Origin of the sequence: Paenibacillus glycanilyticus NBRC 16618 (assembly GCF_004000805.1) — a bacterium.
GTDB classification, from domain to species: domain Bacteria; phylum Bacillota; class Bacilli; order Paenibacillales; family Paenibacillaceae; genus Pristimantibacillus; species Pristimantibacillus glycanilyticus.
Map to the genome: position 1 here is coordinate 11,330 of NZ_BILY01000026.1, position 25,319 is coordinate 36,648.

General features: G+C 50.3%; 18 protein-coding genes. 11 read left to right on the plus strand and 7 right to left on the minus strand.

Annotated elements, in window-relative coordinates; all coding sequences use genetic code 11:
- Nucleotides 1-70 precede the first annotated feature (70 nt).
- Nucleotides 71-1,336, plus strand: a complete 1,266-nt coding sequence (locus PGL01S_RS19655; protein ID WP_127496283.1) for an erythromycin esterase family protein — start codon at nucleotides 71-73, stop codon at nucleotides 1,334-1,336.
- A 48-nt stretch (nucleotides 1,337-1,384) separates the two neighbouring features.
- On the opposite strand, the gene PGL01S_RS19660 is transcribed toward PGL01S_RS19655, so the two are convergent.
- On the minus strand, nucleotides 1,385-1,759 hold the full coding sequence (locus PGL01S_RS19660) for a hypothetical protein (protein WP_127496284.1): 375 nt from the start codon (nucleotides 1,757-1,759) through the stop codon (nucleotides 1,385-1,387).
- Nucleotides 1,760-1,933: 174 nt separating this feature from the next.
- Between PGL01S_RS19660 and splB the strand changes: the two genes are divergently transcribed.
- From splB to PGL01S_RS19710, 8 genes are all read left to right on the plus strand, one after another.
- Entirely contained in the window at nucleotides 1,934-3,001 is a 1,068-nt protein-coding gene (gene splB, locus PGL01S_RS19665) for a spore photoproduct lyase (protein WP_127496285.1), read from the plus strand.
- Between the two features lie 173 nt (nucleotides 3,002-3,174).
- Nucleotides 3,175-4,386: a beta-N-acetylhexosaminidase gene (gene nagZ / locus PGL01S_RS19670; RefSeq protein WP_127496286.1), complete on the plus strand. Its 1,212-nt coding sequence runs from the start codon at nucleotides 3,175-3,177 to the stop codon at nucleotides 4,384-4,386.
- 342 nt (nucleotides 4,387-4,728) lie between these two features.
- Nucleotides 4,729-7,929, plus strand: a complete 3,201-nt coding sequence (locus tag PGL01S_RS31550; RefSeq protein ID WP_218032375.1) for a fibronectin type III domain-containing protein — start codon at nucleotides 4,729-4,731, stop codon at nucleotides 7,927-7,929.
- A 235-nt stretch (nucleotides 7,930-8,164) separates the two neighbouring features.
- Nucleotides 8,165-10,462, plus strand: a complete 2,298-nt coding sequence (locus PGL01S_RS19690) for a helix-turn-helix domain-containing protein (RefSeq protein WP_127496287.1) — start codon at nucleotides 8,165-8,167, stop codon at nucleotides 10,460-10,462.
- Nucleotides 10,463-10,476: 14 nt separating this feature from the next.
- Nucleotides 10,477-12,126: a type 2 periplasmic-binding domain-containing protein gene (locus PGL01S_RS19695; protein ID WP_127496288.1), complete on the plus strand. Its 1,650-nt coding sequence runs from the start codon at nucleotides 10,477-10,479 to the stop codon at nucleotides 12,124-12,126.
- A 234-nt stretch (nucleotides 12,127-12,360) separates the two neighbouring features.
- On the plus strand, nucleotides 12,361-13,284 hold the full coding sequence (locus tag PGL01S_RS19700; RefSeq protein WP_127496289.1) for an ABC transporter permease: 924 nt from the start codon (nucleotides 12,361-12,363) through the stop codon (nucleotides 13,282-13,284).
- A 15-nt stretch (nucleotides 13,285-13,299) separates the two neighbouring features.
- Nucleotides 13,300-14,208 (plus strand): carbohydrate ABC transporter permease, encoded by a 909-nt coding sequence (locus PGL01S_RS19705; RefSeq protein WP_127496290.1) that lies wholly within the window; start codon nucleotides 13,300-13,302, stop codon nucleotides 14,206-14,208.
- 122 nt (nucleotides 14,209-14,330) lie between these two features.
- Nucleotides 14,331-16,010 carry an extracellular solute-binding protein gene (locus PGL01S_RS19710; protein ID WP_127496347.1) on the plus strand — a complete coding sequence of 560 codons (1,680 nt, stop codon included), beginning with the start codon at nucleotides 14,331-14,333 and terminating at the stop codon, nucleotides 16,008-16,010.
- A 73-nt stretch (nucleotides 16,011-16,083) separates the two neighbouring features.
- On the opposite strand, the gene PGL01S_RS19715 is transcribed toward PGL01S_RS19710, so the two are convergent.
- From PGL01S_RS19715 to PGL01S_RS19740, 6 genes are all read right to left on the minus strand, one after another.
- Nucleotides 16,084-17,172: a GerAB/ArcD/ProY family transporter gene (locus PGL01S_RS19715; protein WP_164775522.1), complete on the minus strand. Its 1,089-nt coding sequence runs from the start codon at nucleotides 17,170-17,172 to the stop codon at nucleotides 16,084-16,086.
- Between the two features lie 33 nt (nucleotides 17,173-17,205).
- On the minus strand, nucleotides 17,206-18,342 hold the full coding sequence (locus tag PGL01S_RS19720) for a Ger(x)C family spore germination protein (RefSeq protein ID WP_127496292.1): 1,137 nt from the start codon (nucleotides 18,340-18,342) through the stop codon (nucleotides 17,206-17,208).
- 15 nt (nucleotides 18,343-18,357) lie between these two features.
- The gene (locus PGL01S_RS19725) at nucleotides 18,358-19,821 is read right to left on the minus strand and encodes a spore germination protein (RefSeq protein WP_127496293.1); all 1,464 of its coding nucleotides are present in this window, start codon (nucleotides 19,819-19,821) and stop codon (nucleotides 18,358-18,360) included.
- Nucleotides 19,822-19,994: 173 nt separating this feature from the next.
- Complete coding sequence (locus tag PGL01S_RS19730; RefSeq protein WP_127496294.1) at nucleotides 19,995-20,777, minus strand: ABC transporter permease; 783 nt, start codon at nucleotides 20,775-20,777, stop codon at nucleotides 19,995-19,997.
- Nucleotides 20,778-20,782: 5 nt separating this feature from the next.
- The gene (locus PGL01S_RS19735; RefSeq protein WP_127496295.1) at nucleotides 20,783-21,586 is read right to left on the minus strand and encodes an ABC transporter permease; all 804 of its coding nucleotides are present in this window, start codon (nucleotides 21,584-21,586) and stop codon (nucleotides 20,783-20,785) included.
- Nucleotides 21,583-22,560, minus strand: coding sequence for an ABC transporter ATP-binding protein (locus PGL01S_RS19740; protein WP_127496296.1), 978 nt, complete (start codon nucleotides 22,558-22,560; stop codon nucleotides 21,583-21,585). The genes PGL01S_RS19735 and PGL01S_RS19740 overlap by 4 nt, the downstream gene beginning before the upstream one ends.
- A gap of 480 nt (nucleotides 22,561-23,040) precedes the next feature.
- On the opposite strand from PGL01S_RS19740, the gene PGL01S_RS19745 reads away from it, so the two are divergent.
- Together PGL01S_RS19745 and PGL01S_RS19750 are read left to right on the plus strand one after the other, a co-directional pair.
- Nucleotides 23,041-23,418, plus strand: a complete 378-nt coding sequence (locus PGL01S_RS19745) for a polysaccharide pyruvyl transferase family protein (protein WP_164775523.1) — start codon at nucleotides 23,041-23,043, stop codon at nucleotides 23,416-23,418.
- A 248-nt stretch (nucleotides 23,419-23,666) separates the two neighbouring features.
- On the plus strand, nucleotides 23,667-25,316 hold the full coding sequence (locus PGL01S_RS19750) for an ATP-binding protein (RefSeq protein ID WP_127496298.1): 1,650 nt from the start codon (nucleotides 23,667-23,669) through the stop codon (nucleotides 25,314-25,316).
- Nucleotides 25,317-25,319 lie beyond the last annotated feature (3 nt).

Here is a 25,319-nt window from a genome sequence, read left to right on the forward strand (position 1 = left end):
GACCGCATTTCGGGTAACGCTATGAGATAGCACCTTATTGCGATTTCTAGGGTTAGGAGAATAAACGAACATGGCGAACAGCGAAAGTGTAGTGGATAAAATAAAAGAATCCTCAATCCCGCTAAGAAGCGCAGCGGATCTTGACCCATTAATCCAAGCCATTGGAGATGCGGATTTTGTATTATTGGGCGAAGCCTCTCACGGGACGTCCGAGTTTTATACATGGAGAGCGGAGTTGTCCAAGAGACTTATTGCCGAGAGAGGTTTCTCTTTTATTGCGGTGGAGGGGGACTGGCCCTCCTGTTATACCCTCAATCGATATGTAAAACAGTACAACGGCGCTGCTCCAAATCCGAGAGAGGCGCTCCGCGACTATAACCGTTGGCCGACCTGGATGTGGGCTAACGAAGAAATTTTGCAATTAACGGAATGGCTTCATGATTACAATCGTTCTCTATCTTCGAAGTCGAAGATTGGCTTTTATGGCATTGACGTATACAGCTTGTGGGAATCCATGGACGAAATTTTGAAGCATTTGGAGCAAACGGGCTCGCCGGAGCTGGAGACGGCGCGCAAGGCGTTTGCCTGCTTTGATCCTTATAACCGCGAACCGCAAAACTACGGGGTTTCCGCTGCATTTTTATCCGAAAGCTGCGAAGAAGAAGTTGTGCAGTTATTGAGAGACCTTCAAAGGAAAAGACAGCTGAGCGACAACCGTGACGAAGCGCTCCTCAGCGATGAGCTGAACGCACTCGTAGCCGTAAACGCCGAGCGTTACTATCAGTCGATGGTGCGTGGAGGACCCGAATCCTGGAACGTTCGGGATCAGCACATGGTGGAAGCGCTGAACAGAATCAAAGCCTTTCACGGCCAAGGGGCCAAGGCTATTGTGTGGGAGCATAATACTCATATCGGCGACGCCCGCGCAACGGATATGCTCGAAGACGGTATGGTGAACGTCGGCCAGCTGGTTCGGGAGAAATACGGGGAAGACCGTGTTTATGCCATCGGTTTCGGCACGCATAGGGGAACCGTTATTGCTTCGGATGAGTGGGGCGGAGAGATGATAACAATGAGCGTGCCGGATGCCCGTAAGGACAGCTGGGAAGACCTGATGCATCAAGCGGGCGCTTTTGACAAAATCCTGCTGTTCGATGAGCAAGATTTATCTCTATCGGAGCCGATTGGGCACCGCGCGATAGGTGTTGTCTATAATCCTCGGCGAGAGCGGGGGAATTACGTTCCATCTGTTCTGCCTCACAGATACAATGCGTTTATTCACATCGAGGAGTCGCATGCGCTGTCACCGTTGAATCAAGAAGTATTGCATATTTGAACGGGAAAAAGGGATATTCCTCAACCGGGAATATCCCTTTATTGCACGTTATACAAGGGCGCCAGCCTTCTCCGCGATAGCTACCGCTTGTTCATAATCGTCTTCATCGATAACGACAGTGAGAAGAATGTCGCGTCCGGCTGTTTCATCAGACTGTCCCCCGGAACTCATGCCGCTTGCGCTAACGTTGGCTGCCGCAAGGATGGCGGCATCCCGATCAGAGAAATCCCCTCCCAGAGTCAAGTAACCAAGTCCGGGGAAATCGCCTGTTATCGGGTTGCGAATCCGGTCCGATCCGTCGCCCGGATATCCGTCAAACCGGTTAATGGAGCTGTCTACAAGCTTTAACGCTTTTATTTGCTCGAGTGCTTTTTCTGCTTGCTCGGGACTTTTGAAATAAGCGAGAATATTTTTTTCCGCCATGGCAATCCCCCGGTTCTGCGTAATCATTAATCAGGTTCCACGCTGTATCTTGCGCGTATAGCCTTAGATCTATGCACTATAGGTTACCGGATACGCGCTTACTCGTATGAAATTGAAGATTTCGTCCACCCTAAAGTTGATCGCGAAATGAATCGTACAGTGGGGTGAGCTGATTTGTCCAATTCAACCGGGTTATTGACTCCGCCGGCACGCGATACGAAGGTATTCGTTCCGGAGCTTGTTTATTTTGAGCCTGATGCGCTGAACTATCCGAAAGGCCAACGAATACATGAATGGGCCAAAGAACAAGGGCTTCCTATTCAAATGACGACCTCGCATAACCGGATAACGAACTTGCCGGGGGAGAGCGATCTGGAGAAATACAGGATTGCGAAGCGTACTCTCGTCGTGGGCATTCGGAAGACGTTAAAATTCGACCAATCCAAGCCATCGGCCGAGTATGCCATTCCGATTGCTACGGGATGCATGGGGCATTGCCATTATTGCTACCTGCAGACAACGCTTGGAGCGAAACCGTATATTCGCGTCTACGTAAACACCGACGATATTCTTAACCAGGCTAAACAATATATCGAGGAGCGCTCTCCGGAGATTACCCGCTTCGAGGCAGCATGTACCTCCGATCCCGTTGGCCTTGAGCATATTTCCGGCTCACTGAAGGAATACATCGAATTTATGGGGCAGCAGCCTCTTGGACGGCTGCGTTTTGTCACGAAATACCATCATGTCGAGCCGCTCCTGGATGCGAAGCATAACAAGCATACCCGGTTTCGCTTCAGCGTAAACGCCGACTACGTCATCAAGCATTTCGAACCGGGCACGTCGAAGTTCTACGAGCGAATTACCGCAGCTGGCAAGGTTGCCCATGCGGGCTATCCGCTTGGATTTATTATTGCGCCGATCATTTGGCATGAAGGATGGGAAGACGGTTACGCCGAACTTATTAGTCAATTAAAACAAGCGCTTCCTCCGGAAGCATGCACCGATCTGACATTCGAGCTAATTCAGCATCGCTATACGAAAACAGCCAAAAATATCATTCAGCAGCGCTATCCCAAATCCAAGCTGGAAATGGACGAAGAGAAGCGGAAATACAAATGGGGCCGCTGGGGACAGGGGAAATACGTTTACCCCGATGAGCAAGCTAACGCGCTCAAGGAATTTCTTTATAAACGGATCAACGAGCATTTTCCGGAAGCCAAGATCGAGTATTTTACATGATACCAAAGGCCAGGGAACAGATTCGTGCCAGGCAAGCGGCCATGATATAATCGGAAGAAGCTAAGTTGCAGCTAAACAACTTAGCTTCTCTTTCTAATCGGTTTCCGAACGGTTTTGCGTACATATTTAAAGTTCCTCAAGACGACTGCTTAAGAAGCCCAAAGGAGGATCCTATGCGATATTTTCGAATGTTTACGCTTTACGCGACAATTTTTACGCTCCTCGTTCTAACCGGATGCGGGACGGCAGAGCAACAGCAGCCTGAAATCAGCGAGACGCCAAAGCCTGTCGATCCGATAGCCGAGCTTGTAGCATCCATGAGCTTGTCCGAAAAAATCGGGCAAATGATATTAGTCGGGATGGACGGTATGGAAATACAGCCCGAAATAAGCAAGCTAGTCAAGGATAGCCATGTTGGCGGAATTATTCTATACAGCAATAATATCGCGTCGGCATCTCAGACAATTAAGCTGGTTAACGATCTAAAGCAATTGAATAAAGATAACGGAGCAAAGCTTCCGCTTCTCTTGAGCACGGACCAGGAGGGAGGCCGGGTCTCCCGGTTGCCGAAGCAAATCAAGGCATTTCCGGCAAGCAGAACGATCGGCAAGACTAACGATCCCCACTATGCCCATCAGGTGGGCATGGCATTAGGCGAAGCGGTGAAAGCGATTGGCTTGAATACCGATTTCGCACCCGTACTGGATATCAACACAAATCCCAAAAATCCGGTCATCGGCAACCGCGCTTTCGGAACCACGGCAGAATTGGTCAGCAGCATGGGCGTGCAGGAGATGCTTGGCATCCAATCGGAAGGGGTTATACCGGTGGTCAAGCATTTTCCCGGACATGGCGACACTTCCGTTGATTCGCATCTCGGTCTGCCTGTTGTCGATCATGATCTGGAACGGCTCCGCTCCATTGAGTTTGTACCGTTCAGCTCGGCAATTAAGGAAGGTGCGCCAATGGTAATGGTTGCGCATATTTTAATGACCAAGCTTGATCCGAACACACCAGCCTCTATGTCAAAAAAGGTTATCCAGGATTATTTGAGAGGGGAGCTTAAGTTCGGCGGAGTCGTTATTACGGACGATATGACAATGGGAGCCGTAGGAAAGGTTAAACCAATCGGGCCAGCCTCCGTACAAGCCGTGCAAGCCGGCGCGGATATCATTCTTGTCGGGCATGACCCCATTCAGCAGCAAACCGTTATCGATGCACTGACTGCAGCTGCGCAGAACGGAGAAATCTCTCCGTCTGTTCTGGATGCCAGCGTGTATCGCATCGTCAAGCTTAAGCAAAGCTTCAAATTATCGGATCAGCCAACGTCTTCTATCGATATAGCAGCGCTGAACCAACACATTCAAGCCGCACTGAAAAAATGAGAATCAAATCGAAAAATGGATTCGAGAGCTTTCAGATCGCAAAAAATAACGTTAGCGTGGCCCGCAGAGAAACTGCGGGCTTTTTTGTTTTGTACAGTCCAATACAAAACGATTAATACAGTATTTAACGCCAAATACAGCTTTAATGTGCTGCTATTCGAGAATTGAACAGTTTCCATCTGATTCGTGATCAGGCACGATGAAGGAGTGGATAAGGGAGGTGAAGACTGATTCAGAGCGGTTAGCAGCAGAGAGAGGAACTTCTTAGCAATCATAACAGGGGAGAAGAAGCCGGAAGCATCTGTATGCCATTATTCCAGTAACGAAAGAGAGAGTGAACTTATGAGATTAGCCAAGTCGATACGGACTTCCAGGACCGACAAAAAAATCGCAAGCCTTTTATGCGCGACAGCCTTGCTGCTTCCCGTCATACCCGCGATGCCTGCTTACGCCGCAACCTTGAATGTCGCTTCGTACGGCGCGAACGGCACGGACACGGGCGACGACAGCGCGGCTATTCAAGCGGCCGTTAACGCGGCTGTCAGCGGCGATACGGTCTTTATTCCCGATGGCACGTATTATCTGGGAACCGCGGTTAGCGGAAAATCCGGCGTCAAAATTACGGGACAAAGCAGGGACAACACGATTATTAAATACAATTCGACCTCCGCTAATACGTTTTTCTCGCTCTACAACTTGTCGGGCGCCGAAGTGTCGTCCATGACGCTTGACGCGGGCAGCAGCGCGGTCCCGCAATCCGCCGTTGTATCGGAAAACGGCAGCGGCAATAAAATGCTCAATTTGAAGGTCAAGGATTTCGGCATGTCTTCCGGGTTCGGCCCGTTTGCCCTATACGGTGTCAACACGGATAATCTGACCATCGCGGACAGCGTGGTAACCAATATCGGAGTCAATTCGGACTGGGGCGGCGGCGTACGCGTTGGCTGGGGCTCGGATCATGCGCTTGTCGAGAATAACTATGTTGCGGAAACCGGACGCGGCGGCATCTTTATAAACGACGACAGCCCTTACGCAATTGTTCGGGGGAATACGGTCGCCGGCACAGGGAAGAAAATGGAAGGACTCGGCATCGAGCTCCATACCAACGTAGATTATTCCCTGGTTGAGAACAATACGGTCGATCATTGGATCAGCACGGTTCGGTCGGCTTATATCGCGGTTCGCAACAACTATGTCGGCTCCAGCACAACCGTGGGGAATATGGGGCTTGAGGTGATGGTTGACCACGGCGTCACTTCCGGCAATATGGTTGACGGCGGCCAGCAGGTCGGCATTCAACAATCGCCGGGTACCGGCTATCAGCTCTGGAACTACAACACGGTCCAGAATATGGTGATGTGGGGCATGCAGCTGCAAGGCGAAGGCACGGGACAAACGGAGCAATACCAATATTTTTACAAAAATACGTTTAAAGACGGTGCCGCCGGCAATCCGAAAGCAGCTTATCCCGGTTACGACGGCAACGCGGTCCGCATTCACGGCAATACGAAAAACGTGACGTTCGACAGCAATACGATTACGAATAACGGACGAAAAGCAATCGAAATTACTACCGCGGGCGGTACCGATCGACTAAGCTTCATTAATAACATCATTACAAACAACGCCGGGCCATCCATCGACCAATATCCTTCCTCGGCAGCGGACCTGGAGTGGAGCAACAATACGGTCAGCGGCAATGGCAATAACACGCAGCTTACAAGCAGGGGCTTCAGCGATCCGAAGCCGGTAGCGAACTTCACAGCTCCGCTTACCGTGCAGCTCGGTCAATCCGTGACGTTCACGAATACATCGACCGATAACGGTACCATCGTCGAGAATTTGTGGGATCTCGGCGAAGGACTGCCGGTTACGACAGTCAGTCCAACCTATACTTATCAGAAGCCCGGTACTTATCAAGTTATTCTTGGCGTTTGGGATAATGGCGGACGCGCCAGCGTAAAGGAACAGTCCGTTACCGTTATCGCGGGGCCGCCGGATACAACGGCTCCTACTACGCCAACCAATTTGACGTCTCCATCGAAGACCGATACAAGCGTTACGCTGACTTGGACGGCATCTACGGACAACATCGGCATTGCCGGCTACGACGTTTACAAGGACGGCGTGCTGGCGGGTTCGACGGTTGGCCCAACCACGACTTCCTTTACGGTTAACGGCTTGACCTCCAACACGGCTTACAGCTTTGCCGTCAAAGCGAAGGACGCATCCGGCAATACCTCCGGGCTGAGCAGCGCCATCAGCGTGACGACCAGCTCGATTCCGACACCCGTATGGGTAGCATGCGCGGGCGAGAACAATATGTGCAGCTTCACGGGAACGAAGGAAGTCCGCTACGGCGCCGCAGGTCTATACAATTACGGCACGTATACAAATGGCGTCATGTGCGCAAACAACATATTTGGCGATCCGGCTCCCGGACAATATAAAACCTGCGACGTAAACATGGCTGCCGGCGGTGGCGGAAGCGATACACAGGCGCCTACGGCTCCAACCGGATTGTCTACTCCTTCGAAGACATCGTCAAGCGTTAATCTGACTTGGTCGGCATCGACGGACAACGTGGGTGTTACGGGCTACGACATTTATAACGGAAGTACCCTCGCCGGATCAACCACGGGCGCCACTTCCTTTAACGTAACCTCACTATCTCCAAGCACAACCTATTCATTCACGGTGAAGGCGAAGGATGCCGCCGGCAACGTATCTGCCGCAAGCACCCCGCTAAGCATAACGACGAATGCTCCGGCTGGCGATACGCAAGCTCCAACGGCGCCAACAGGGCTTACTTCGCCATCGAAGACGTCCACAAGCATAAGCCTGTCTTGGTCGGCTTCGACGGACAACGTGGGCGTAACCGGATACGAAGTCTACAACGGAGCAACGCTTGCGGGCACAACAACGGGAGCCACGTCGCTTAATGTAACGGGCTTGTCTCCAAGCTCGACCTACAGTTTTACGGTGAAAGCGAAAGACGCCGCCGGCAACGTGTCGGCAGCAAGCGCTGCGCTGAACGTTACGACAAACTCCTCCGGCGGCCAGACGCCTACGGGCTCCATCACACGCGAATACTGGACGAATATTACGGGCAGTACGATTGCCAGCATCCCGACCGGTACGGCACCTACCGGAACCAGTTCGTTAACAAGCTTCCAGGCGCCGTCCAACTGGGGCGATAATTACGGCACGCGGATCCGCGGCTATATTGTCCCTTCTGTAACGGGTATCTATCAATTCTCAATCGCGGGAGATAATAACAGCGTATTGTATCTCAGTACGGATGCGAATCCTGCCAACAAAGCGCAGATCGGGGAAGTTGTCGATTGGGTATATCCGCTGAACTTCACTCAAAACACGGGCCAGCAATCCGGACAGATTACGTTAACGGCCGGCCAGCGTTACTATGTTGAAGTCCTGCATAAGGAAGAAGGAGGAGACGATCATGTCGCGGTAGGCTGGAAGACGCCGGGCAGCTCTTCTTATACCGTAATCGACGGGGCCAACCTTGCCCCAATTCAATAACGGAATCCTACAAAGAACCGCAAGCAGCGCTATGGCTGCTTGCGGTTCTTCTTTTTCCACCGGATTAATCGTCAAATCAAAGGACGCATATGCAAATACGAATAGATTCTTCAATGTTACGATAAACGAAAGGTCTGCTTATGCCCGGGAAAATGAAGTGCGGGGAAACGATTTTTATAGGATAATAGAGAAAGAGCGTGTAAGCGCTGCCAGCATATCAGGGAGGGGGTGGCGAATGAAAAAGTTTAACAGCGTTTTTAGGAGATTCCTCGTATCGTACATCGTTATTCTGATTATTCCGAGCATCGCCGGCTTCCTATCCTATCACACTTCCATCTCGGTCACGGAGAAGCTGTCCATTGAGAACAGCGTCATGCAGCTGCAGAAGAGCAAAGAGCTGCTGGAGCGAAGAATGGCAGAGGTTGAAGGATTTACGAGACAGCTTGCCATCAATCCGGATATAAATGTACTGATGAACGAGAAGAGCTCCGGAGAGCAGACGAATGTGTACGGCATCTGGCGGATCTTGCGCAGCGTGCTGACGTTTGGACAGACCAATGATTTTCTGCAGCAATTTTATATTTATCTGGGAAATTACAACGTCATTCTGACGCCAGGCTCCGCTTACGTTAGACCCGAGCATTTCTATGAAAGCTTCCGCTACGAAGACCAGTCATTGGCGGAATGGAGACAGTCCATTCTCGGACAGACGCACCGGAGCGAAATTATGCCGCTGCGCCAATACAACAATAGGGGAACCATTACTTCGGTCGTCACCTATATGCAGTCTTTGCCGCTGGACAGCTTCAGCGGTTCGTCTCCCGCCATAGTGGTTGTTACGATCGACGAGAAGACGATTACCAATCTATTAACGGGCATCACGGACAAATACGGCGGCTGGACGCAAATTAGCGATGCCAGCGGCCGAACCATTGCTTCGCTCGGGACCGGCGTGCCCGACATGCAGGCGTTAGCCAAGGATGCGAGCTTTGACGCGGATAAAACCAGCCAGTTCTACAAGGACGATCTAGTCATCACGATTCATTCCAATACGAACGGCTGGGTATACCGCTCCGGCATACCGAGACATGCTTTGCTTGAGTATGCGAACCAGATCAAATTCATTACCTGGACGATTACAGGCATTGCCATCGCCGTTGGTCTATTCGTTGGTTTGATGCTGGCTTACCGCAACAGCATGCCAATCCATAAGCTGGTGTCTGTCGTTAAGGAACAGTTCGGAAAAGACGACACGACGGAAAGAAACGAATACGACTTCCTGCACGGGAACATCGCGGAGATGATCCGCAGCAGCAATCAGCTGGAATCCGAGCTGCGAAGGCAGCTTCCGCTCATTCGGGATGCTTTCCTGAAACGGCTTCTTTCCGGAGAACTGCAGACGCGAGAAGAAATATTCGCGGCCGCTTCTCAAGCGAATACGGGCATTTACGGGAATTCCGGATTCGTATGCATTTTACAGGTGCAAGGCTATACGGGCATGGACAGCGTGGAGGTGCTGAATGAGCTTCATGCCGCAAGGCTGCTGCTGAAGCAGGCACTCCTCGACATCGCAGGTTTTACGTTGACCACCGATTGGGGCTCCGACCGGATTGTTATCGTATTCGCGTCGAAGGAAGCGGAAACCGGCAATACGATAGGAAGGGACGAGATTGCCAGTCTGCTCGATCAGCTGTCCAAGCATGCGTTCGCCGAATACCGGATTACGTTTATCGCGGCGCTTGGCGAAGCGTTCGCATCGGAGACGGAAGTCAGCGTCTCCTATGAGCAGGCGAAGCAGACCATGGATCAAGCGCTTCATGCCGACCGCAAAGGGATCGTCTGGTTTGAGGAAACCAGGCTCGAGAGCGCAACCTATTACTATCCGCTTGAGATGGAGCTGCGTTTGATCGGTACGATCCGGGCAGGAGAAACGGAGGAAACAAGCCGAATCGTCCGTACGGTAATGTCGCTCAACACCGAGCAGCGCGAGCTGTCCGTAGAGATGTGGCAGCAGCTGGCGGGCGAATTAAAGGGGACTTTGCTGAAGCTGCTCGATCAGAAGTCCTTTATGGAATCCGGCATGTTCGAACAACTGAAAGACCGGATCATTGCGCTGCACGCTACCGATAAACGATCCTTCCAGGCTGAAATCGAAGAAATTACGGGCGTAATGTGCTCGATCGTCGTCAGCCGCAAGAATGACGGACATACAAGGATTATTGAAGCAATAAAAACGTATATTTCCGGTCATTTCTCGGATTCCGACCTGACCTTGTACCGGGTAGCCGAAGCCGTGGAGCGACCGGAAAAATATATTTCCCAGCTCTTCAAAGAAGTAACGGGCTCGAACCTGTCCGATTATCTGGAGCAGGTACGGATGGAGAACGCGATCGCGCTGCTCCGCGAAAACCGGTATACGGTTGACGAAATATCATCCCGTGTCGGCTACAACAGCTCTCATTCGTTCCGTCGGGCTTTCAAACGCGTAACCGGTGTTTCGCCAAGCTCTTACAGGCAAACGGTGGAAGGGTGAAGGGAGGAAATGCGTTGAACAAGCTTATTCGTATAGCATGCACCGTTCTCTGCGTTTGCTCGGTTCTCCTGGCGCTCTCCTCTTGCAATACGGCGGAGCAGCATGGTGCCGAAACGAATAAACCGCTTCGGATCAGCGTCTTTGCGCAGCAAGACGCCGGCCAGAACCTGAAGACTAACGAATTCTCGAGATTATTGGAACAGAAGTTTAACGTAACCTTCGACTGGCAGACGATTCCGTACGAAGGAGCCAAGGAGAAACGGCAAATCTCGCTGGCTAACGGTCATTATCCCGACGCTTATATTCTGACCAGCTACATTGACCAGTTCTCGCAAGCGGACGTCATCCGCTACGGCAAGCAAGGAATCTTTTATCCGTTAAACGATCTTATAGAACAGTATGCGCCTCATATTAAGGCGGCTTTTGAACAAGAGCCCGGGCTGCGCGCGCTTAATACGGCCCCGGACGGCAACATTTACGGTCTTGGCGCCTATAGCGATTGCTTCCATTGCTCGTATCCGTACAAGCTTTGGATAAACGTTAAGTGGCTCAAAAAGCTTGGACTGGAAATGCCGGCAACAACGGAGCAGCTGCGCGAGGTGCTTCTGGCATTCAAGGATGGCGATCCGAACGGCAACGGCTTGCCGGATGAAATACCGCTCAGCGGTTCTACCGAGGAGTTTGGCGTACGCGTGCTTCCTTATTTAATGAACGGATTCGTGTACGATGACGACCGGACCTATTTGAACGTGGCTAACGGAAAAGTCAGTCTGGCGGCAGTCAAGCCCGAATGGCAGGAAGGATTGAGGTACGTCAAGTCCTTGTATGATCAAGGGCTTATCGACGTAGGCGCTTTTACGCAAAATTCCGACGCGTTCTACAAGCTTGGCGAGAATGCCGAAGCTCAGATATTGGGGGCGGGTACGGCCATGCACCCGGCGATATTCGTAAATACCGGGCCTGGCAACAAGAGAGGGAGCGATTACGTGCCGGTTCCGCCTATAAGTGGACCGCATGCCTCCTACGCGGTATATTATCCGTCCGGCATCATGCCGGGCGCCAAATTCGTCATTACGGACAAAGCTAGTCCCGAGGCGCGAATCGCGCTCATCCGCATGGCCGATTATCTCTTCACGCCGGAAGGTCAGGCGAATGCGGAGATTGGCAAGGAAGGCGTGGACTGGAGGAAGCCCGTGCAAGGGGAGCAAGCGCTCGATCCGGATATCCCGGCAGCGTTCGCCAGCATTGCGCCCAAAGAAGGGGATCCTCCGCATAATACGAGATGGAGCGGGATGGGGCATTTCTATATGCCGAAATCCTACCGGAACAGCTGGGTTCAGGACATGGATATTTACGCTCCCGGCGGTTATGAGAGAAGGCTGTTTCAAGCGACGAAATTATACGAAGGGCATGAACCGGAGGAATACTTTCCGATGTGGTCCGTATGGCTTGATCCCGAAAGCGCGGATGAAGCAAGTCTCTTGCAGTCCAATCTTAAAAACGAGATCGATGAGAGCGCCATGGAGTTCATTACCGGCCAGATGGATCTGGATAAGGATTGGACTTCCTATGTAACCCGATTGGAATCACTTGGATCCGACCGCTATATCGAGATCATGCAGCAAGCGTACGATACATGGCTGCAGGAAAAAAATACAAAATAAAGCTTTAGGCCGGCCGCGGCGCACGCGGCCGGCCTTTTTGATGTAATTGTACGGTGCCGCAAGGCCTAAATGGCCGTACCACGCGGAATTGTCCCTCGATTTTCGGGAGATTTGTACGCTGAATGACGCAATTGTACCTATTCCGGCACCCTTGAAATCCCCTATGATCAAACCTGTAGAAAGCGCTGTCATCCATCAAGACGCGGTTTACTCAATTTAATAGGGGGGATTCGTTTGGAAGCCGCCGGCAAACGTCTCAGCGCAAGAAAGAGCTTCGCTAGACACTGGCAATTGTATCTTATCGTAGCACCGCCGCTGTTGTTCTTTATCATTTTCAAATACTACCCGATGCTGAACGCGGTGCTGGCCTTCAAAGACTATTACGTCACGAAAGGCATATGGGGAAGCCCTTGGGTCGGATTCCACAACTTCAGGTTGTTTTTCGAGAATCCGATATTCGGCTCGCTTGTGAAAAACACGCTGATGCTCAGCTTCTATCTGCTGCTTGCCGGATTCCCGATTCCGATTCTGCTCGCATTGATGCTGAACGAAGTGCGAGCCCAGAAATTCAAACGGTTCGTGCAGCTCGTGACCTTCGCGCCTTACTTTATCTCCACGGTTGTTATGGTGTCGATTATCATGCTGTTCCTGGCGCCAAGGCTTGGTTTCGTAAATGTGCTTATGAATCATCTGGGGATGGAATCGGTCAATTTTCTCGGTAATCCCGGCATGTTCTCGTCGATCTATGTCTGGTCCGACATTTGGCAGACGGCCGGCTATTCCGCCGTCATTTATTTGGCCGCATTATCGGGTATCGACCCAACCCTGTACGAAGCCGCAAGAGTGGATGGCGCTTCGCGTTACCAGAAGATTTGGAACGTTGATCTGCCCGGTATTCTGCCAACGATCTCCATCATTCTCATTCTGAACGTCGGGAACGTTATGGCGATTGGCTTCGAGAAAGTGTACTTGCTCCAGAACAAGCTGAATATCGCCAACTCGGAGATTATCGCTACTTACGTGTATAAGATCGGCTTGCTGAACGCGAATTACAGCTTCGCAACGGCTGTCGGCTTGTTCAACTCGGTTATCAATCTTGTTCTCCTATTTACGGTTAACGCACTGGCACGACGGTTTTTGAAATCCAGCATCTGGTAATGAAGAGGTGTTTGCATGGCTAATGTAGCGAAGGTAAGGAATAAAATCAGAGAATCATCGGGCGATAAAGTATTTCTCATCACCATTTATATCATTCTTGCGCTTGTGCTTGTCGCCGTACTCTATCCGCTTATCTATATTTTGAGCAGCTCATTCAGCAGTCCGTCCGCCGTTTCGGCAGGCAAGGTCTGGTTGTGGCCGGTTGACGTCTCGCTGAAGGGATACGAAGCATTATTCAAAAACTCGCAGGTGTTGACGGGTTACGGCAACTCGCTGCTGTATACGGTATCGGGCACGCTCGTCAGCGTCACGTTGACCATTATGCTGGCGTATCCGCTGTCGCGGTCAACCTTCTTCGGAAGAAACGCCATTATGATGATTATCACGTTTACGATGCTGTTCAGCGGCGGCTTGATTCCAACCTACATGGTTGTGAAGAGCCTGGGCCTCATCGATACAAGATGGGCGCTCATTATCCCGAATGCGGTCTGGGTGTGGCAGGTTATTATCGCAAGGTCGTTCTTCCAGCAATCGATTCCGTCCGAGCTTGTTGAGGCAAGCGAAATCGACGGCTGCAGCGATCTGCGCTTCATGCGCAGCGTCGTGTTGTCGCTGTCCAAGCCGATTATCGCCGTACTTATCATCATGTATGCGGTAGGGCAGTGGAACGCCTACTTCGATGCCTTGATTTATTTGAAATCGGACACCAAGTATCCGCTGCAGCTTATTTTGCGCAGCATCATTATCCAGAATAACAGCGGCAGCGCCAATATGGACGCCTTGAAGCAGGTTGAGCGCCAGCAGCTGGCGGAGCTTCTCAAATACTCTTTGATTGTGGTGGCAACGCTTCCCGTGCTCATTATCTACCCGTTCGTGCAGCGGTATTTCGTGCAAGGGATGCTTGTTGGTTCCGTCAAGGGGTAATTCCGTGGACATGGAAAGGGGGAATGCCGTTCAAAGCGCAGCATGAAGCACATCTTCAATACAGCTAGCAAAACTTACCGGAATTCATTAAAAGGGAGCGATTGCACGTGTTAAAACAGAGAATGGTCATTCTGCTCGTGACAGTCTTAATGGTCAGCTTGGTCGTATCGGCCTGCTCGAAAAACAATGCAGGCAGCAATGCGCCAGCCAGCAACAAACCCGCTAACAGCGCTTCAACAAACACCGAAACCGAAAAACCAGCCGCACCGGTAGATATTAAGCTGTTCGCGGTACAAGAGCCTAACATCGACCTGGCAACGAACAAATTTACGAAATTCGTAGAAGAGAAATTCAACATCAAGTTTAATTTTGAAGCTATCCCATCGGACGGCGCCAAGGAAAAACGCCAAATTTCCCTGGCGAGCGGCGATTTCCCGGATGCCTACATGCTGACAGCCTACATCGATCAGTTCTCGCAAGCGGACCTGATCAAATACGGCAAGCAAGGCGTACTTATCCCGCTGAACGACTTGATCGATAAATACGCGCCAAACATCAAGCAAGCCCTTGAAACCAACGCGGACTTCAAAGCGTTCAGCGTGGCGCCGGATGGCAACATTTACGGCCTTCCCGCTTACTCGCAATGCTTCCACTGTTCGTACCCGAACAAATTGTGGCTGAATACGGGCTGGCTGGAAAAGCTGAACCTGGAAATGCCGAAAACAACCGAGGATTTCAAAAAGGTACTCGAAGCGTTTAAAAACCAGGATCCTAACGGCAACGGCAAAAAAGACGAGGTTCCTCTGAGCGGTTCGACCGAAGAGTTCGGCGTTCACGTTGTTCCTTACCTGATGAATGCTTTCGTCTACGACGACGACCGCAACCATCTGATGCTGCAAGACGGCAAAGTTGGCTCGGCCGCTGTTACGGACGAATGGAAGCAAGGCCTGGCGTACATTAAATCGTTGTATGACGAAGGCTTGATTGATCCGGGCGCGTTTACGCAAAATGCCGAAGCGTTCAAAAAAATCGGCGAAAACGGCGATGCTCAAATTCTTGGCGCCGGCGCCGGCATGCACCCTGCGATCTTCCTGAACATTGACCATGGCAACAAAAATTCGAAGGACTACAATCCGGTTCCTCCGCTTACCGGTCCTAACGGCGTATCGCTGGCAACGCATGACGGCGGCGGCGTATCTCCCGGAGCCAAGTTCGCGATCACGAGCAAAGCAAGCGAAGAAAAACAAATCGCACTCATCAAACTGGTAGACTACATGTTTACGCCTGAAGGTCAAACGAACGGCGCATCCGGCATGAAAGGCATTGACTGGACAGATCCGAAGGAAGGCGATCTTGCGCTTGGAGAGAACGTCAAGCCGATGGTAGCGCCAATTCCTACGACGGAAGGCGAAGCACCGCGCAACGCTGGCTGGAGCGGCATGGCGCACTTCTATATGCCGAAAGAATACCGCGACAGCTGGGTACAAGGCTCGGACATCTATGATTCCGCGAACTACGAACGTCGTCTGTATCAAGCAACGCTGCTCTACCAAGGACATGAGCCGAAAGAATTGTTCCCGCTGTGGGCGATTTGGCTTGATCCTGCCGAAGTAGACGAAGCAACCATGCTTCAAACCAACATCAAAACTTACATTGACGAGAACGAATTGCAATTCATTACCGGTCATAAGAGCCTTGACAAGGACTGGGACAGCTACTTGAAAGGCCTGAAAGATCTGAAGCTTGACCGTTACCTGGAAATTTTGCAGAAAGCATACGACGCCTCGACTTTCAAAAAATAAGAGGTATAGGCGAAGCAAGAGCGTTCTCTCCGCGATTTGGCGGATAGAACGCTCTTTTTAAACTTCACTCTGTTTATTTGGTGTTGACTAATTTTCTTTTGGCGGAAGTCATAATCCACAGACCTATCGGTATACCTATCGCGCATACCGGAATAACGATCGTTTCCCACAATTTCTGGAGCGTCATTATGGCTGCTTCATTAGGGATGGCCAACGCAATGATATAAATGAGAGGAGCGGTGAACCAGAATAGGCGTTTCCAGGACTTGATCCGGAAGGACTGAGCCATTTCATAGCTGGTAATGAACAAGTAAAGCGACATTTTCGCAAACACTCCGAATATCCAAATAAAAATGACAAGAATATCGACATTCTGAATGAAATTCAAAATGTTGATCGACCGAACCAGCATGAAATAAGGGAATCGAAGCTCTTGGGCAACCGTTGGACCAAACACCATAAGAACCATCAGCGTTGACAGGATAAGCATGCCCCCGGTTAACCAGACGCTTGCCAAGGCCTTCCTCACAATATGCTTGGGATTGGATACAAACGACAACAGAACAAGCACCATAAAAGATTCAGCCAGAAACGAAGTGGGCGCGAAGGAGGCGCTTACGATTTCCGTCAGGCTTGCATCGCCAACCACCGGCAGCAAATTAATCCATTTCGCGTTTGTTGCATTCAGAAGAAAACTCACCAAGAGGGTAAGAATCGTTAGAGGTCCCGCGATTTCGCAAAAACGACCGATCCCCTTAATTCCGCTTGTACCCGCCAAGTAAATGGCGGCAATCAGAATCATGGCCATCAGCACCCATACCGGCGTTTTGTCCAAGAGGACCAGATGAAGGAAATCCGCAAAAGAACGAAGGACATCTCCGGATAAAATAAACCAGGCCGTAAAATACGGAAGAATGACAATTTTGCCCAGCCATGGCCCAAAAAGCTCCCGGCTGAATTGGGCCAGACTTTGGCCAGGATGCAGCATGCCAACTTTGACAACCAGAACGGTGATCGCCCCGCCTAGCAGGCATGCAAGGAGCATGGACAGCCAAGCATCTTGTTCGGCTATCTTCACGGCAGGCGATATGCGAAGCCAGACAGCCATCACCACTTCCGCGGTTGCCACAATCCAGAATAATTGCCATCCCGTAATTTTCATTTCCTTCGTCCTTTCCCGCATGCCTGCTGAACATCATATCGAAGAATTCGTTTGTCCCGGATCCTCGTACCGAAGCTGTACCTCTACCGTGATTGGAAGCCTGCTGAACGTCTCGTTCCAGTTATTCTGCAAAGATTTCCATTCACCGGGGAACTTGCGGTGCACATGTTTGCCGATTCCGAAAATATCTGCTTTATATTGCCCCTGAGCTTTACGGACCAGCTTGTTTACGGCCTGTTCAGCTTCACGGCTTAAGCTTTCTTCGATTTTTCGGAGCTCCTTGCCTTGGGAAGGGTCCCGCATTGTATTGTTTTCCACAAGGTTTCCTTTTCCGCTTAATTGAATATGTATGCGCATGCCTTTCGAGTCTTTGACCACTCCGATCCGGCTCTTGAGAGCTTGCGCCCTTAAGCTGATACTGCCATTGCTTTGAGTTCCCGAGGTTGAAACGGTAAGGGCTCTTTGCCTTCCCTTAATCCAATTCGCATAATACGATTCGTCCGGCTTCAGAAATCCGCCCAGCCTATGCGAATTTTCCTTATTCAGAATCGCTGCTCCCGCGTAGATGAACCTTTTTGTACTCGCATTGTAACTAATGGCCGGCAACAATACGGCTCCGCCTTTTGTCCGCGAGTCGCACAGAAATTCCCTATAGTAATAAGGTTTCATCCCGAGCGCCAACTGAACGCTTCCCAATGCCGTGCTGATCAACGGATCAAAGACAGGCTCCGTGGCAAGGATTTCCTTCGCCGTTCCGTCTTTTACGACAAAAATGACGGATCTCATCTCCGATTTCGGATTTCGCACGACCATATCCAAATATTTGTCCATTCCTTGCTCGGCCATACGCTGGCCAATCAGCAGCGTCTGGCGATGCGCGTAGAACAAGGTGCGGGATAGCTGCGTCTGCAGATTCTGACCCGCATCCATAAAGTCCTTGCCGGTAGCGCTGACTACTACGAAGCTTTTTTTCTTGCTGGGTCCGGTATCCGGACCTCCCAAACCAGCCGGAACGGCAATCTGGGAGCTGACATCCAGCCTTCCTTCCGCATTTATATCCAGCCCTCCGCCGATAACAATCGCCAGCTGGTCAGGCTCTTTAAGATTCCAGCAGCCGGCCGTTGCCGCTGACAGAATCAATAAGCATATGGTTATCAAGTATTTTTTCATTGAATGGATCCCGCCTTAATTCATGCGCTTTCTGGGCCTTCTCAAAAAAACATTTTTCAGCTTGCTTTTACTGGTCGGCGCGATCGGTTCAAGATACGGCGTTCCAAGCGGGCTTAATTGAATCAGGTGGGACAGGATCATGATCAATCCAAGCGCAACGCCAAAGAGACCAAATAATCCGGACAGAACGAGCAGCGGGAATCTCAGCATTCGAAGCGGATAACCAAACCGGTATCGCGGAATAACAAAGGACGAGATACCGGCTGCCGATACGACGATAACAATAGGAGCCGAAATGATTCCCGCTTGCACGGCCGCTTGACCGATAACCAAAGCTCCAACGATGCTGACGAGCGGACCGATTTGCTGCGGCAGGCGAATCCCGGCTTCCCTTAATCCTTCGAACATGAATTCCATCAGGAACACCTCGATCACCGTTGGAAAAGGAGATTGTTCCCTAAGTCCCGTTATGCTCAGCATAAGTTTCGGAGGCATCATCTCGGGATGATAAGTAGTCAGCGCGATATAAATGGATGGGAAGAGAATCGAAAAAAGAGCGAACAAATAGCGGATCCACCGGTTCATCGTTACATACAGGAATCGTTCGTAATAATCATCCGGGGCCTGAAGACCGTCCCAGAACGTCATTGGAACGACAAGCACGATCGGTGATCCGTTAACGAAGACGGCAATTCTTCCTTCCAGCAGACCCGCGGACACAACATCGGCCCGTTCCGTGCTTTGCATTTGAGGGAATGGAGAATAACTTGTGTCTTCGATATATTCTTCGATATAACCGGATTCCAGGACGCTCTGAATGTCGATTGCGCCGATTCTGGTCCTTACTTCATTAACGAGAGCAGGGGTGGAAAGACCATCGATATACGCAAGAACAACCTCGGTTTTCGTCAATTTGCCGATTTGAAAAGATTCCATCTTCAGATCGGGCGTCACGATAATCCGTCTAAGCAGCGTTGTATTCGTTCGAAGAAGTTCGGTGAAGCTTTCGCGGGTGCCGCGCAGAGCCGCTTCGGTGGAAGGCTCTTCAATGGAACGCGTCTCGTATTGGGAGACATCCGCAAGAAGAACGAAGGGATCGCCGTCTGCGAGAAACGCAACATTTCCTTTTAAAATAAGGTCGGCGGCCTCTTCGAATTTGGTAATCCTCTGGGTCTGCAAAGCCGCAATAAGCTCCATATCCAGCATTTGCGCCAGGCTGCCAAGCGTCCCGAGACCTTGGGGAATTCCCTCATACAGCAATGGCTTAAGGATCGTGTTTTGAACGAGATCTTTATCGATCATGCCGTCGACGTACACAAGCAGCAGGAAGATGTTGCCTTGCATAGTCATGCGCCGAAAGACTACATCGGAACAGTTCTCGAATATGGAACGGAGCGTTTGTTCATTTTCCGTGAGGGAAGGACTAACCGCTTTAGCGGCATTTCTTTGCGAAACGGTGCGTTCGTTATGGGATGACATTGGAGTTGCAGCACCTGCCACTGGAAAAGTTTTGTGTTTCTTGATACTATACCCAAACCGTTTGCTCCCTACACTCCGTCACTGATTTGTTCCTTATGCCAAACAGCCTCCGCCCAATGTTGCGCGGAGGCTGTTTCATCATATAGGAGGAAGAAGAGAGGGAGGTCCGCTAGTTACGAACCCGTCGAGCGATAATGCCGGACGCCAATATGCCATAGCAGCAGGCAAGGGAGAATGAAGACTACGCCTGCGAGCGGAGACAGCATATACCGGAGCTGATGTCCGTCGGTTCGGCCAAGCACGTAGAGGAGCGGCAAATAATTGACGCAGCCTAACGGAATGACATAGGTGAAGAAATTCGTTACCCATTTCTCGTAGATCGACAGCGGGTATTTCGCCATCTCCCGGCCACCATCGGTAAAGACGTTGGCTACTTCTATACCTTGAATCGTCCAGAAACTCAGCGAGGCGGTCGCAACGAATAATCCCGAGAAGATCAGCACCCCGCAAACAATCATCAGCATAAGCGTAAAAAGCTTCGGAAAAGTAAGCTCAATCGGCAGTTTGCTCAGCGACCAGAACAATACGATCAAGCTCTGCAGCATCCGGCCAAGCCTGGCGAATTCGAATTTGGAACCCAGCACCTGCAGAATGGTGCTTCTGGGCCGGACAAGCAGACGGTCGAAGTCGCCGCTGCCAACCAGGCTTGAGAACATATCGAAACCGCGGGCGAACGTCTCGCTAAGGGCATAGCTAAGTCCAATAACCGCGTAACATAAAGCCGCTTCGTAGAAAGTCCAGCCCTTTACCTGTCCAAACTGCGCGAACATAAAGTATAATCCGGCCAGCACGGTTAGCGGAGTAAGCGCTTGCCCCACAGTCAGCAGCCAGAAGGAGAGACGATATTGCGCCTGCGATTTGAATAAGATGGATATATACTTCAGATACAGATACATGCGAATTAACCTCCTTGTACAACGACCTGGCGAAGAGCCCGCTTCAAGCACCATCGGCCAAGCAGGATTAATGCGGCAAGCCACACGAATTGAATGAGAATGCCCCAAACCGCCTCGGATTGCGGAATTTGCCCGGAATAGACGCGAAACGGAAAATCGGCCGTCCAGCGAAAGGGGAGCGCATAAGTAATGGCCTGCATCCAAGACGGCATCAAGGGAACCGGAATAATCATCCCGGCCAGAAATTCTCCGATCACGGCGATTACCAGGGTGGATCCGACGGGGGACATCGTCCAAAAGACGGAAATGTAGATAAACATGGAGATGGCGATATTGACCGCGAGTCCTAGCAGAAGAGTCACCACAAACAGGGCAAAGGTTGCTGCCGTAGGCGGCATGGTTAAGTTATACGGTTTCGGCAGCAGGAAAGCTACCAGAAGAATTGGGATACAACGCAGGATAGCGCTCGCTAAACGCTGGGCAAGCAGCTTGGCATACCAAAAGGAGTAGATCCCGCATGGCCTGCATAATTCATACGCGATATTGCCGCTTGTAATCAGATTAAAGATCTCATTGTCTCTGAACCAGAGCATGACAAAAGCGAGGAAAATTTGTTGCAGCCATATATAAGTAGCCAATTGCTCAAGCGACATAGAGGGCTGAGCCGAGCTGTGTGCATAGAAAGCGACATACACCATGATAAAAACAAAGCCGAAAAACAGCTGGGTAGCCATACCGGCAATTGCGGCAGTCCGATATTGCAGTCCGCTTACAAAACGCAGCTTCCAGACGGACAGGTACGTATTCATATCCGGTGCTCCTTGTAGAGCTCGAGCACAAGCTCCTCGACTGGCGTTGTGCCAACCTCGAGGTCAACGACCTCAACTTGCTCGGATAGCCTGGCAATTACGCTGGCTACCGGAGTGACTTCGATATCCATGCTGTACACGGCACGCTCCGGCGACCACGACAGACAAGTTACCCCGTCGATAGGTACCGGTTCGTAATGCTCGCGGTAATCGACCGTAACAATCCGCTTCGATCCGAATCGGCTGCGCAGATCGTTCAACGTTCCATCATAGAGAAGAGTACCTTTGCCAATCATTAGGATCCGGTCGGCGAGCGCTTCAATATCGTTCATGTCATGCGTAGTCAAGATGACCGTGACGCCACGCTCCTTATTGATTCGCTTGATAAACTGTCGAACGGCGATTTTGCTGGCGGCATCAAGACCGATTGTCGGTTCATCGAGGAATAGAATTTTAGGATCGTGAAGAAGGGAAGCGGCAATTTCGCAGCGCATGCGCTGGCCCAGGCTAAGCTGCCGGACAGGCGTCTGCACAATGTCCGTTAGCGCAAGCGATTCCGTCAGCATTGCAAGGTTGGCGTGGTATACATCGCCGGGAATTTTGTAAATATCGCGCAAGAGTCCAAAGGAATCGATGACGGGGACATCCCACCACAGCTGGGTTCGCTGACCGAAAACAACGCCGATATTCCGGACATACGCCGCGCGGTCTTGCCAAGGCGTGTAGCCTAAAATTTTGCATGTTCCATTGTCCGGTACGAGAATACCGCTCATGACTTTAATGGTGGTTGATTTACCGGCACCGTTCGGGCCGATATAACCTACGATTTCACCCGGGGAGATTTCAAAAGAGATATTGTGGAGCGCCTCGACAATCGTATGCTCCCGGGCGAACAGGGCTTTAACCGCTTGCCGGACCCCGGCTGTCCGCCGTGCAACCTTAAATGACTTATTAATACCTTGCAGCGCAATCATGGAATGACGCCTCCTTAAATGAATTTTAAGTCCAGAAAAGAAATATACCGATATTTTCTAATAAAGTATAGACTTATAATAAAATCCAGGTTATAATACTATTATGGAGATCGAGGATATCTCTGAATTGGAAAATATTGATTTTTAATTTTTTTAGGGACGAAAGTTGATTCGTTTCTTAATTTAATTACATAGATCGAGCATGAAACCTTGTATTTTGCTTATCGCAGATAAGGTTTTTTTATTGCGTTAGCCACATGATTAATTAAAAGGACATCTTCCCAGTCGGAGAAGATGTCCTTTTTTGTCATTCTATGAAAAAATTTTCAAGAGGACTGGTGATATGACTCAATCGTTCAACCCTCTAACTGTATACGCTAGTAAGTATGGAGATTGATAGTTTCCGAGAGAGGGAAAAGGAGGATGGAGCGATGAAAATTATCGTAAACGAGAAATAACTGAAGGAATATTTCGACGGGCTTGCCCGTCTGCTGCAAGTTAGGCCATGACGAGCGCGTAACATTCGATCCTAAAGTGTATTCGGCTGCCGATTATGTACGGCAGTTGTCGGGATTCGAAACGACGATCAACCTCAAGCTGCATGCCAATCTGCTATCTGCGGCGGCTAACGTTCCCTTTGTATGTATCGGCTACCGGTTCAAAGGCTTCGATCTGATGAACGGTCTGGACTTGGCCGATTGGATTGTTGCTTCGGACGACCGACAATTGGCCGACAAACTGACGCAGAAAGTTCAAGCCGCCGCGGCATGGCGGGAAGGGTATATCGGCAAGCTGGAAGAGGGACGCCAAGCTGCTTATCAATCGCTCGTTAAGCCGTTTGCGGAGAAGTTATTCTAATGTTGCTTTAAAAGAGATTGTCCGCTTATGAGAGGGCAATCTCTTTTTTGTTGATGCAACAAATCGATAATACCAACGTCTATAGAGTGTTTCTAAGGGTAGGAAATCGATTGTTGCCAAACCAAATAAAACTTTTAGATGAAGGTAACAAGGATTTCGAACATTCGTATAGTATTCATTTACACAGTAGGATTTATTTGGTTAGAAGGATGGCGTTTAGCAAGACTAAGAGGCGTAGGTGATCCTTTTTGTTTCTTATTGATTATATTGTGAATCTATCGATCTTTTCGCTGCTGGTTAGCGTTCCATTCATTTTCCGTTCATTTATAAATTTCAAGCCGCTGAAGCATCCGCTCTGGGGAGGTCTTTATGCGGGAGTTGTTTCCGTCATCCTCGTTTTATTAGCGGTTAAGCAGCAAGGCTATGTCTACGACATTCGATATTCTCCCGTTATTTTGATGTTTGCCTATCTCGGCCCCATACCGGGCATTATCACCGGGTTATTCGCGTTGTCCGTCCGTTTGCTTTCAAGCGGCAATTGGATGCCCGCCATTGAAGGCTGGGCTTTTATTATGCTGGCTTTTTCCCTTCTGCATATTTACTTCTCCCGCCGGCAGCTGCCGCCTATTAAGAGAAGCCTTGCATTTTCGGGCGCCTATGTCCTGCTGTACGCATGCGTGGTATTTACCTTCCGGATCCTGGTGAACGAACCGCTCTTTCATCTGCAGTACGTCTGTTTTGTCATATTGGGCGTATTGTTAGGCGCGCTGTTAATTGAATCCCATGAACGTCTGCGCCGCACCATCGCCGAACGCAACGAAATGGAGCTGTCGCTTCTCGAGAGTGAATACCAGTACCGGTTAATTGCCGAGAATACGTCCGACCTCATTGTGGTGATGGATCCTGATCACTCGATACGGTATTTCTCGCCGTCCCACGCGTTTGTGCTTGGATATTCTAGTCTGTCCTTGAACCGCGCGGAGCTGGACCGGATCATAAGTCCGGATGATGCAAAGATGTTTAACCAGATGATAATGAAAATAATAAATCAGAAAAAATCGCTGTCGATGGAAATTTGGTTCAGGCATACGGACGGCCGATTGATACCATTTGATTCGTTATGCAAGCCGGTTGAGGGCAAGGATGGCCGGATCGAGCATATCGTCATTATCAGCCGGGATATCTCCGAACGCAAAAAGGCAGAGGAGTTTCTGCTGCAATCCGAGAAACTCTCGATTGTCGGGGAATTGGCCGCCGGTGTTGCCCACGAGATTCGCAATCCGCTGACTACGCTCAAAGGATTTCTCCAATTATATAAAATAGAGAACCCTACTATGAAATATGGGGATTTGCTCCGGGACGAGCTGGAACGCATCGAAATCATTACAAGCGAGCTTCTGTCGATGGCTAAGCCGCAGGCGGCGATGTATACCGTCGTGAACGTCAAGGACGTCATTGAGCAAACGCTTGAATTTCTGACGCCGCAGACGCTGTTAAGCAATATTGAATTCATTCGCGAATACGAAGGAGATTATTTCCCGGTTACATGCGCCAAACATCAATTAAAGCAGGTGTTCCTCAATGTTTTAAAAAATGCGATCGAATCCATGTCTAACGGAGGGAAAATTCATATCGGCATGCAATTGGACGAAGCAGGTGAGTGTTTAATTTCCATTCAAGATCAAGGCTGCGGCATTCCGGAGGAACATCTTCACCGTTTGGGACAGCCCTTCTACAGCTTGAAAGAGAAGGGAACGGGACTAGGACTCATGATTAGTCACAAAATAATTAAGCAATATCACGGCCGTATCATTTATGACAGCAAAGTAGACATAGGTACCCGAATCGAAATCAGACTGCCGATTCATAATCATTCAAAAGATCGGGCTGGTAAATAAGCA

What these genes read in the sequence shown, in the direction of transcription:
- PGL01S_RS19655 (WP_127496283.1), top strand. Translation starts at nt 71, where the DNA reads ATGGCGAACAGCGAAAGTGTAGTGGATAAAATAAAAGAATCCTCAATC.
- PGL01S_RS19660 (WP_127496284.1), bottom strand. Translation starts at nt 1,759, where the DNA reads ATGGCGGAAAAAAATATTCTCGCTTATTTCAAAAGTCCCGAGCAAGCA.
- nagZ (WP_127496286.1), top strand. Translation starts at nt 3,175, where the DNA reads ATGCGATATTTTCGAATGTTTACGCTTTACGCGACAATTTTTACGCTC.
- PGL01S_RS31550 (WP_218032375.1), top strand. Translation starts at nt 4,729, where the DNA reads ATGAGATTAGCCAAGTCGATACGGACTTCCAGGACCGACAAAAAAATC.
- PGL01S_RS19690 (WP_127496287.1), top strand. Translation starts at nt 8,165, where the DNA reads ATGAAAAAGTTTAACAGCGTTTTTAGGAGATTCCTCGTATCGTACATC.
- PGL01S_RS19705 (WP_127496290.1), top strand. Translation starts at nt 13,300, where the DNA reads ATGGCTAATGTAGCGAAGGTAAGGAATAAAATCAGAGAATCATCGGGC.
- PGL01S_RS19710 (WP_127496347.1), top strand. Translation starts at nt 14,331, where the DNA reads ATGGTCATTCTGCTCGTGACAGTCTTAATGGTCAGCTTGGTCGTATCG.
- PGL01S_RS19715 (WP_164775522.1), bottom strand. Translation starts at nt 17,172, where the DNA reads ATGAAAATTACGGGATGGCAATTATTCTGGATTGTGGCAACCGCGGAA.
- PGL01S_RS19720 (WP_127496292.1), bottom strand. Translation starts at nt 18,342, where the DNA reads ATGAAAAAATACTTGATAACCATATGCTTATTGATTCTGTCAGCGGCA.
- PGL01S_RS19725 (WP_127496293.1), bottom strand. Translation starts at nt 19,821, where the DNA reads ATGTCATCCCATAACGAACGCACCGTTTCGCAAAGAAATGCCGCTAAA.
- PGL01S_RS19730 (WP_127496294.1), bottom strand. Translation starts at nt 20,777, where the DNA reads ATGTATCTGTATCTGAAGTATATATCCATCTTATTCAAATCGCAGGCG.
- PGL01S_RS19735 (WP_127496295.1), bottom strand. Translation starts at nt 21,586, where the DNA reads ATGAATACGTACCTGTCCGTCTGGAAGCTGCGTTTTGTAAGCGGACTG.
- PGL01S_RS19740 (WP_127496296.1), bottom strand. Translation starts at nt 22,560, where the DNA reads ATGATTGCGCTGCAAGGTATTAATAAGTCATTTAAGGTTGCACGGCGG.